Here is a 9,732-nt window from a genome sequence, read left to right on the forward strand (position 1 = left end):
CCTCACATCCGGAAGACGCCGAAGCCGCCGGCTCCGCGCACGGGCGCGTTGTGGACGGCGGACAGGCACAGGCCGAGCACGGTGCGGGTGTCGCGCGGGTCGATGACGCCGTCGTCGTAGAGCCGTCCCGACAGGAAGTACGGCAGCGACTCCGCCTCGATCTGCGCCTCGACCATCTCCCGCATCGCCCGGTCCTGCTCCTCGTCGTAGGCCTGCCCGCGCGCTTCGGCGGCCTGCCGCGCCACGATCGACAGGACCCCCGCCAGCTGCTGCGGGCCCATCACCGCCGACTTCGCGCTCGGCCACGTGAACAGGAACCGGGGATCGTACGCGCGGCCGCACATGCCGTAGTTGCCCGCCCCGTAGGAGGCGCCCATCACGATCGACAGGTGCGGGACCGTGCTGTTGGCCACCGCGTTGATCATCAGGGCGCCGTGCTTGATGATCCCGGCCTGCTCGTAGTCCTTGCCGACCATGTAGCCGGTCGTGTTGTGCAGGAACAGCAGCGGGATGTCGCGCTGGTTGGCGAGCTGGATGAACTGCGCCGCCTTCTGCGCCTCCTCACTGAACAGGACGCCCTGCGCGTTGGCGAGCACCCCGATCGGGTGGCCGTGGACGCGCGTCCAGCCGGTGACCAGGCTCGTCCCGTAGAGGGGTTTGAACTCGTCGAACCGTGAGCCGTCCGCGATCCGGGCGATGACCTCGCGCGGGTCGAACGGGATCTTCAGGTCCTCGGGGACGATGCCGGCCAGCTCGTCCGCGTCGTACAGCGGCTCCTCCACCGGGCCGGGCGGCGGGCCCGGCTTGCGGTGCCCCAGGTTCTTGACGATCTGGCGGCCAAGGCGCAGCGCGTCGGCCTCGTCCACGGCCATGTAGTCGGCGAGGCCCGACGCCCGCGCGTGCATCTCCGCGCCGCCGAGCTCCTCGTCGCCGGCCTCCTCCCCCGTCGCCATCTTCACCAGCGGCGGGCCCCCGAGGAACACCTTCGCGCGCTCCTTGACCATGACGACGTAGTCGCACATGCCGGGGATGTACGCGCCGCCCGCCGTGGAGTTGCCGAACACCAGCGCGATCGTCGGGATCCCGGCGGCCGACAGCCGGGTCAGGTCGCGGAACATCCGCCCGCCCGGGATGAAGATCTCCTTCTGCGTCGGCAGGTCGGCGCCGCCCGACTCGACGAGGTTGACGAGCGGCAGCCGGTTCTCCAGCGCGATGTCGGACGCCCGGAAGCTCTTCTTCACCGTCCACGGATTGCTGGCCCCGCCCCGCACCGTCGGGTCGTTCGCCACGATCACGCATTCGACGCCCTCGACGACCCCGATGCCGGTGACGACGCTGGCGCCGACGGGGAAGTCGCTGCCCCACGCGGCGAGGGGGCTCAGCTCCAGGAACGGCGAGTCCGGGTCGATCAGCATCTCGATGCGTTCCCGCGCGAGCATCTTGCCGCGCCCGCGGTGCCGCGCGACGTACTTCTCCCCGCCGCCCTCCAGCGCCTTCGCGTGCTCGGCGTCCAGGGCGGCGATCTTCTCCAGCATGGCCGCGCGGCGCTCCCGGTACTCCGGGCCGCGCGGGTCGATCGTGCTCTTGAGCGTCAAAGGACTGCCTCCGGGATGTCGACGAGGCGGGACCGCAGCCACTCGCCGAGGGCCTTGCCCTGCGGGTCGAACCGGGTCGAGGCCGATACGCCCTCCTGCAGCAGCCCCTCGACGACGAAGTTGACCGCACGGAGGTTGGGCAGAACGTGCCGCTGGACGGCGTGGTCGCGCGTCTCGGGCAGCAGCTCACGGAACCGCTCGACGGTGAGGAACGGCTCCAGCCACCGCCATTGCGCGTCCGTCCGCGCCCACACGCCGATGTTGGCGTCCCCGCCCTTGTCCCCGCTCCGCGCCCCCGCGACCCGCCCGAGTGGCACCCGGACGGCCGTGCCCCCGGGTGCGGGGGCCGGGTTCTCCACAGCGGGCGATTGTTCTCCCGCCCCGTGGCCTGCGGGTTCGCCGGCCGGGGCCACGACGGGTGCGGAGGGGATGGGAACGTGCTCGCCCTCGTGCGTGACCGCGACGTGTTCGACGGCCTCGTTGGGGACGAACGCGGGCGTGTAGACGCCGTAGGGGCCGCCCTTGCCCGGCGGGGACGTCATCGTGAAGCCGGGGTAGCCGGCGAGTCCCAGTTCCACGGCCGCGCCGCTGAACGCGCGGCCTACCTTCTCCGGGTCGGGGTCGAGGACGGCGCAGCGCAGCAGCGCGGTGGCCTCCCCCTGCGTGGCGGGGTCCGGGCCGGCGGTGCCGATGAGCGTCCATTCGACGCGGGCCGGCGGGGCGTCGCCGAACGCCGCCTCCAGCCGCCTCCTGGCGAGTTCCGCCTTGGCCTCGATGCCGAGCCCGGTGAGGACGAACGTCATCTCGTTGCGGTGACCGCCGAGATGGTTGAGGCACACCTTGGTGGTCGCGGGCGGCGGAACGCCCTTCACGCCGCTGATGCGCACCCTGTCGGGGCCGTCCTGCGCCAGTTCGATCGTGTCGAAGCGCGTCGTGACGTCCGGGCCGGCGTAGTACGGCCCGCCGATCTCGTACAGCAGCTGCGCCGTGACGGTCTCGACGGTCACGGCGCCGCCCGTCCCGTCGTGTTTGGTGATCACGCTGGAGCCGTCGGGGTGGATCTCGGCGATCGGAAAACCCGGCGCCTTTACGTTGTAGATTTCTTCGCCGAGGATCTCTTCGAAGAAGGCGTAGTTACCGCCCGTCGCCTGCGCACCGCATTCCAGGACGTGCCCGGCGGCCGTCGCGCCGGCCAGCGCGTCCCAGTCGTCGCGGGCCCAGCCGAAGTGCGCGGCGGCCGGCCCCACGGCCAGGGACGCGTCGGTGACGCGGCCGGTCACCACCACATCGGCGCCGCTCCGGAGGCACTCGGCGATGCCCCACGCCCCCAGGTAGGCGTTGGCCGTGAGCGGCGCGCCGTAGCGTGAATCGGCGAGCCCCAGGTCCACCGCCCGCGCCAGCAGGTCGTCGCCCTCGACATGGGCGATCCGCACCTCAAGGCCGAGCCGCCCGGCCAGCTCGCGCAGCCTGGCGGCCAGCCCGCGCGGGTTGAGCCCGCCGGCGTTGGCGACGATCGCGGTGCCGTGCTCCACGGCGAGCCCGAGGCACTCCTCCATCTGCCGCAGGAACGTGGTGGCGTACCCGGCGTCCGGGTCCTTCATCTTGCCGCGCCCGAGGATCAGCATCGTCAGCTCGGCGAGGTAGTCGCCGGTCAGGACGTCCAGCGGCCCGCCCTCCAGCATCTCCCGGACCGCGGAGAAGCGGTCGCCGTAGAAGCCCGAGGCGTTACCGACCCGCAGCGGTTGGCTCATGGCAGAACCCTGCCAGCCCGGACGGAAAAAATCAATCATGCATGATTGTTTCTTTGAAGGCGTTTTGGTTGACTGGAGGTCCGCCGAGCCGAGGACCACATGACCACGCAGGCAGTCCCCCGTGAACCGCAGCAGGACCGCAGCCGCGCGACCCGGCGGCGCCTCCTGGAGGCGGCCGTCGACTGCCTCGCCTCCGTGGGCTGGGCGGGGACGACGGTCGCGGTGGTCGCCGAGCGCGCCGGCGTCTCCCGGGGCGCCGCGCAGCACCACTTCAGGACGCGCGAGGAACTGGTCACCGCGGCCGTCGAGTACGGCTCCGACGTGCGGATGACGCAGATGCGCGAGCGCCTGGACGCGCTGGCCGACCGGCGTCCGTCCACCCTGGAGGTCGTCGCGCTGCTCGGCGAGATGTACACCAGCCCGCTGTTCCGCGCCGCGCTGCAACTCTGGGTCGCCGCCGCCTCCGACGATCAGCTGCGCGCGCGGGTCGTCCCCCTGGAGGCCCGGGTCGGACGCGAGGCGCACCGTCTCACCATCGAGGCGCTCGGCGCGGACGAGAGCGTGCCCGGCGTCCGCGAGACCGTCCAGGCGACGCTCGATCTCGTCCGCGGCCTCGGCCTGGCCGATCTCCTCACCGACGACTCGGCCCGCCGCACCCGCCTGCTGAACCAGTGGGCCGCCACGCTCGACCAGGCCCTCGGCGGCTGACCCCGCACGTCCGCGGGGCGCGGCTCAGACGGTGATCTCCCGCAAGGGGCTTCCGCCGTCGATGAAGACGCGGCCACCGGGAGCGAGCACCGCCGCGATGGACCGCACGGCCTCCCGGCCGGCCTCCGGATGGCGGCCGTCCAGCGCCCCCACCCGCACCGCGAAGACGAGGTCGAAGGGACCTTCGCCGGGTTCGGGCGAGAAGTCCTCGATCGCGGTTCGCCGGACGCTCATGCGTCCCGAGGCGATCTCGGCGGCCGAGGCGGCCTCCGCCTGCGCGATCGCCTTGGCGGACCGGTCGATCGCGAGAACGTGCCCGGTGCCGAGCCGCGCCGCGACGGCCCGCGCGGCGGCGCCCGGCCCGCAGCCGATCTCCAGGACCCGCATGTCCGGTGCGAGCGGCAGCGCGTCCACGATCTCGGCGAGCCGGGGCGAGAGCGTCATGGACCGACGATACGGCACCCGCCCCGGCGCGGCTTTCCTCGACCATGGTTGACATGTGACCTTTTGGTCACGTATTTTCCGGGTGTGGACGACGACGATCTGGCGTTCAAGGCGCTGGCGGACCCGACCCGCCGGTTCCTGCTCGACCTGCTGTTCGCCCGGGACGGGCGGACGCTCGGCGAACTGGAGTCGGAGGTGGAGATGACACGGTTCGGGGTCGCCAAGCACCTGCGCGTTCTGGAGGACGCCGGGCTGGTGGTCCCGCGCCGTTCGGGCCGGGAGAAGCTGCACTTCCTCAACCCGGTGCCGATCCGGCTGATCCACGACCGGTGGATCGGCAAGTACACCGAGCCGCCCGTCGCGGCGCTCACCGACCTCAAGCGAGAACTGGAGTCCGACATGACGACGACCGAGACCGGCGGCGACAGGACCGTCCAGGTGTACCGGGTGTACATCAAAGCGACACCGCAGGCCATCTGGGACGCCATCACCAAACCGGAGTGGACGGTGAAGTTCGGCTACCAGGCGCCGGTGGAGTACGACCTGCGTCCCGGCGGCGCCTTCCGCGGCCTCGCCAGCGACGCGATGAAGGAGCACGGCGCCCCGGACGTGGTGATCGACGGCGAGGTCATCGAGGCGGACCCGCCGCGCAGGCTCGTCCAGACATGGAAGGCGCTGTGGCTCGGCGAGCCGTCCACACGGCTCACCTACGAGATCGAGGACGACGAACCCGGCATCACGCGGCTGACCGTCACCCACGACGTCACCGGCGCACCGCAGACGGCGGCGCAGTCCGCGGGCGAGACCCCCGGGGCCGGCGGCGGCTGGAGCCAGACGCTCAGCGACCTGAAGACCCTGCTGGAGACCGGCGAGTCCCTCTTCGCCTGATCATCGCCGTGCCCCCGCGTCATCGCACGCCGGCGGCCGAGGCCCGGCCGCCGCCATCCCCCGAAGTGGAGTCCTCATGCTCAGCCCTTCCACCGCCGCCGGCCGGTCCCGTCCCGACACCCGGCCCGCCTCCGCCCGCGCACTGCTCGCCGGCGGAGCCGCCGCCGGGCCGCTGTTCACGCTGCTGATCGTCGCGCAGGCGCTCACCCGCGACGGCTATGACGCCGCGCGCCATCCGCTCAGCATGCTCGCGCTCGGCGAGCACGGGTGGATCCAGACCGCGAACTTCCTGGTCTGCGGCGTTCTCGTCACGGCGTCCGCCGCCGGGCTGCGCCGCGTCCTGGAACCGGGCACGGCCGGCCGCACCTGGGGCACCGCCCTCATCGCCGTCTACGGCGCGAGCCTGGTGTGGGCCGGGATGTTCCGCACCGACCCCGCCGACGGCTTCCCGGCCGGTACGCCAGGCGGCGCCGGCGAGGTCAGCTGGCACGGCATGCTGCACAACCTCGCCCCGGTCGGGATGGGCCTCGCGCTGAGCGCGGCTTGCGTGGTGTTCGCCCGCCGGTTCCTCCGCGAGGGACGGACCGGCTGGACGGTCTACAGCGCCGCCGCACCGTCCGTGTACCTTGTCCTGGGGTTCGCCGCGCTCCCGGCGGGCGACTTCCGGCTCATGCTCGCCGGAGGCGCCGTCATCTGGACGTGGGCCGCCGTCCTGTCGCTGAAGTTCCTGCGTGAATCCGCCGGCCGCACCTGAACCGCCCGGAGGCGGCCCCGCTCCACGGCCGGAGCGGGGCCGCCTCCGGCCATGTCCGCCTCCGCGCATTGACCGCATCCGACGCCTGACGGAATCTGAACTCATGTTCAGAACAAGCGTTCAGGTGGATCGTCCACGGAGAGCGGCGCGTTTTCCCGCGTCGTGCGAGGTGGCCGTGCTCGGCGGGGGCCTCGCCGGGATGGCGACGGCGGCCCGGCTGCAGGCGGCCGGCGTGTCCACGCTCGTGATCGAGGCGCACGGCCATGTGGGCGGCTGCGCCGGCTACTACCGGCGGCGGGGCTTCTCCTTCGACGTGGGCGCGACGACGATGGTGGACTTCGAACCCGGCGGGGTCGGCGCGGAACTCCTCGACAGCGTCGGGATGGACCCGGTCCCCGGCGAGGCACTGCCCGGCTACGTCGGCTGGCTGCCCGACCGCAAGGTCACCCTCTACCGCGACACCCGCGCCTGGCACCGCGAACGGCTGCGCGCGCTGGGCGACAGCCCCCGGCACCGCGCGTTCTGGGACCGGCTCGACCGCCTCGCGCACGTCTTCTGGGACGCGAGCCGCGCCGGTGTGCGGCTGCCGATCCGGCGTCCCGCGGACGCGATGCACAACCTGCGGGCCCTCGGGCCCCGCGGCCTCCCGCTCGCCCGCCACCTCAACACCACCCTCGGCGACGTCCTCGTCCGGCACCGCCTCCGCGGCGACGCACCGCTCGTCGGGCTTCTGTCGATGCTGGTGGAGGACACCGTGCACAGCACCGTCGACCGCGCCCCGCTCATCAACGCCGCGCTGGGCGTCACCATCCGCGGCGCCGGGCTCACCCGCGCGGACGGCGGCATGCGCGGCTTCTGGCGGCGCTTCCTCGCCCACTACCGCGGGATCGGCGGGCGGCTGCGCGTCGGCTGCCAGGTCGAACGGGTCACCGGACGAGCCGGGGCGTTCGTCGTCCACACGTCACAGGGCGACGTCCACGCCCGGCAGGTCGTGAGCGCGCTGCCGGCCGCCACGACCGCACGCGTCGTCCCCGACCTCGCGCGCCCGCTCAAGCCCTACCTGGAACGGGACGAGCACGACATGGGCGGCGCGATCGTCGTGTTCCTCGGCGTCCCGGAGGACGAGGTCGCCGGCCAGGAGTTCACCCACCATCAACTGCTGCACGACTACGGCCGGCCGCTCGGCGACGGCAACAACATGTTCGTGTCGGTGTCCGCGCGGGGCGACACCGAGAGCGCACCGCCGGGCGAACGCGCCGTGATGATCTCCACGCACACGCGGCTCGCGGAATGGGAAGGGCTGCCGGACGCCGACTACGAGGCCCGCAAGCACGAGATCGGGGAGCGTCTCGTCGGTCTGGCCCGCCGCGTCCACCCCACACTCGGCGAACGCGCACGCGTCCGGGAGGTGGGCACACCGCGCTCGTACGAGCGTTTCGCGTTCCGGCCGGGCGGCGCGGTCGGCGGCGCCCACCAGTCGCCGGGGAACGCCAACCAGAACGCCGTCCCCCATTCGCTGGGCGTGCCCGGCCTGTGGCTCGTCGGCGACTCCACCTGGCCCGGCCTCGGCACCGTCGCGTGCGCCCTGGGCAGCAGGATCGTCGCAGACGAGGCGCTCAAGTCCGCGCGCCGGACGGCGGTGGCGCGATGACGGTCCCCAGACTGTCCGAACTGGGCCCCGACCTGCTCGTCACGACCCGCCCACGGCGGATCCTCACCCTCTCCCTCCCCTTCGCCGGGGTCGCCTTGTTCGCCGCCGCGTGGCTCGCGGGATGGTGGTGGCTGACACCGCTGATCGCCTTCGGGGTCTTCGTCGCCGTGGTGACCGCGACGCACGACGTCGTCCACCGGTCCCTCGGTCTCGGCAAGCGGGCGACCGAATGGGCGCTGTTCCTGCTGGGCACGGTCCTGCTGGAAAGCGGCCACGCCTATCGCGCGACCCACCTGCAGCATCATCGGACGTTCCCCAGCGACGAGGACCCCGAGGGATATCCCGCGAACCTGTCCGCGCTCGGCGCGGTCCTCTACGGGCCGGTCTTCCTCATCCGCCTGTGGTGGTGGGCGTTCCGGCGCGGCTCCGCCGGTCAGCGGGCATGGCTGCTGGCGGAGGCGGCACCGCCCTTCGCCGCCGTCGGCGCGGGCACCCTGTTCTCCCGGGGCCTCCTCGCCTACGCCGTCATGATGATCGTGGGAAGCTGGGTCTACCCGCTGCTGACCGTCCACCTGCCGCACCGGCACTACGGGGACACGCCGCTCACGCAGACCCATACCCTGCGCGGGCGTGTCGTCCCCGCGCTGTTCCTGGAGTTGACGTACCACTTGGAGCACCATCTGTACCCGCAGGTGCCAAGCCACCACCTGGCGCGCCTCGCACGGCGCCTCGACCCCGTCCTCGCCGAGGCCGGGGTGAAACCGTGGAAAGTGATCTGAACGAATGGCGCCACGCGCGGAGGCCAGGAAACGGCTCCTCGAAGCGACCATCCGGACGCTCGCGGTCGAGGGCTACGGCGGGACGACCGCACGCTCGATCGCCAGGACGGGCGGCTTCGCACCGGGCGTCATCTACTACCACTTCGAGGATCTGGAAGCCCTCCTGGTCGCGGCACTCCGCGAAACGAGCCGGGTCCGCATGGAACGCTACGAGGAGGCGCTCGGCTCCTGCACGGACGCCACCGACCTGTTCTCGCGCCTCCGTGACGTGTATGCCGCGGACGTGCGCGAACAGGGCCACATCGACGCCGTCCAGGAGCTCTTCACCGCCTCGGCGACGTCGCCGAGGCTGCGGGAGGAACTTCTGGCACACGTCGAATCGTGGTCCGCTTTCGCCGCCGCGGCGGTCCAGCGCCTCGTCGGCGGAACGGCCCTGGAGAACGTCGTCCCGTCCCGTGACGTCGGGATGATCGCGGTCGCGATGTTCCTCGGCGTCCAGACGCTCGTCCACCTGGACGACGACCGCTCCCGGATCGAATCGCTCTTCAACACCGCCGAATCCGCCGCGCTGCTCTGGGACGCCTTCGCCCGCGGCCCCGCAACGATCCCCGAGAATTGAGAAGGCCCGTGTCCCTGCTCAGCTCAACGCAGCCGCGGGCAGCTTCCGATTCCGGACTGGGAGGCCGACATGAACTCGGGTGACAATGAAGCAGCCGCCGAGAAAGTGTCCGGCGCCGTGCAGTCGTTCATGGCGCTGCCGGGGAGAACCGATGACGGATGAGCACCGTTCCTACGGTGTCTCGCCGACATCGTCCGCCTGATCGACCTATGTTCGGCGCTGCATCCTCCCCGGACTTTCCCTGTGGAGGTCCGCCCACCCGCCGGAACTGCACGGCCTCGTCGACGCCGCGGTGGCGATCGCCCGCTCGCATCCAGACGAGTACATACGTCACCGCGTGGAACACCAGGTTCGCCCCTGACCGCCTTCCGGATGTACTCCGAGTGCGACGGTCCGGTACCCCGCGGTACACCGAACGACCACAAAAGCCTCAAAATGAGAAAGGCCCCCTGAGTTGGCTCAATTGGTTAGTGCGTGGCGCGTGGGGTGTTCAGGGCGTCGAGGATCTTGCGTTGGCGGGTGGTGACGGCGGGCGGGAAGGTC

9 protein-coding genes are annotated in these 9,732 nt (G+C 72.0%); 6 read left to right on the top strand and 3 right to left on the bottom strand.

Annotation, left to right across the window (positions count from 1 at the left end; genetic code table 11):
• Positions 1-2: 2 nt before the first annotated feature.
• Positions 3-1,595, bottom strand: a complete 1,593-nt coding sequence (locus ACGFIS_RS23170) for an acyl-CoA carboxylase subunit beta (RefSeq protein ID WP_392906938.1) — start codon at positions 1,593-1,595, stop codon at positions 3-5.
• A complete protein-coding gene (locus ACGFIS_RS23175) occupies positions 1,592-3,346 on the bottom strand; it encodes an acyclic terpene utilization AtuA family protein (RefSeq protein WP_392906939.1) in 1,755 nt (584 codons plus the stop codon). The genes ACGFIS_RS23170 and ACGFIS_RS23175 overlap by 4 nt, the downstream gene beginning before the upstream one ends.
• Positions 3,347-3,445: 99 nt before the next feature.
• Between ACGFIS_RS23175 and ACGFIS_RS23180 the strand changes: the two genes are divergently transcribed.
• The gene (locus ACGFIS_RS23180) at positions 3,446-4,054 is read left to right on the top strand and encodes a TetR/AcrR family transcriptional regulator (protein ID WP_392906941.1); all 609 of its coding nucleotides are present in this window, start codon (positions 3,446-3,448) and stop codon (positions 4,052-4,054) included.
• Between the two features lie 24 nt (positions 4,055-4,078).
• Here the strand turns inward: ACGFIS_RS23180 and ACGFIS_RS23185 are convergent, their stop codons facing one another.
• On the bottom strand, positions 4,079-4,498 hold the full coding sequence (locus ACGFIS_RS23185; protein ID WP_392906942.1) for an SAM-dependent methyltransferase: 420 nt from the start codon (positions 4,496-4,498) through the stop codon (positions 4,079-4,081).
• An 84-nt stretch (positions 4,499-4,582) separates the two neighbouring features.
• On the opposite strand from ACGFIS_RS23185, the gene ACGFIS_RS23190 reads away from it, so the two are divergent.
• The 5 genes from ACGFIS_RS23190 to ACGFIS_RS23210 all read left to right on the top strand — a co-directional run bounded on the left by ACGFIS_RS23190 (position 4,583) and on the right by ACGFIS_RS23210 (position 9,189).
• A complete protein-coding gene (locus ACGFIS_RS23190) occupies positions 4,583-5,386 on the top strand; it encodes a metalloregulator ArsR/SmtB family transcription factor (RefSeq protein WP_392906943.1) in 804 nt (267 codons plus the stop codon).
• Positions 5,387-5,462: 76 nt separating this feature from the next.
• Positions 5,463-6,140 (top strand): DUF998 domain-containing protein, encoded by a 678-nt coding sequence (locus ACGFIS_RS23195; protein ID WP_392906945.1) that lies wholly within the window; start codon positions 5,463-5,465, stop codon positions 6,138-6,140.
• 175 nt (positions 6,141-6,315) lie between these two features.
• Positions 6,316-7,791 carry a phytoene desaturase family protein gene (locus tag ACGFIS_RS23200; RefSeq protein WP_392906947.1) on the top strand — a complete coding sequence of 492 codons (1,476 nt, stop codon included), beginning with the start codon at positions 6,316-6,318 and terminating at the stop codon, positions 7,789-7,791.
• On the top strand, positions 7,788-8,570 hold the full coding sequence (locus ACGFIS_RS23205) for a fatty acid desaturase family protein (protein ID WP_392906948.1): 783 nt from the start codon (positions 7,788-7,790) through the stop codon (positions 8,568-8,570). The genes ACGFIS_RS23200 and ACGFIS_RS23205 overlap by 4 nt, the downstream gene beginning before the upstream one ends.
• 4 nt (positions 8,571-8,574) lie before the next feature.
• Entirely contained in the window at positions 8,575-9,189 is a 615-nt protein-coding gene (locus ACGFIS_RS23210) for a TetR/AcrR family transcriptional regulator (protein WP_392906949.1), read from the top strand.
• The last annotated feature ends 543 nt before the right edge of the window (positions 9,190-9,732 follow it).

Origin of the sequence: Spirillospora sp. NPDC048824, from assembly GCF_043198455.1 — a bacterium.
Taxonomy (GTDB): Bacteria; Actinomycetota; Actinomycetes; order Streptosporangiales; family Streptosporangiaceae; genus Spirillospora.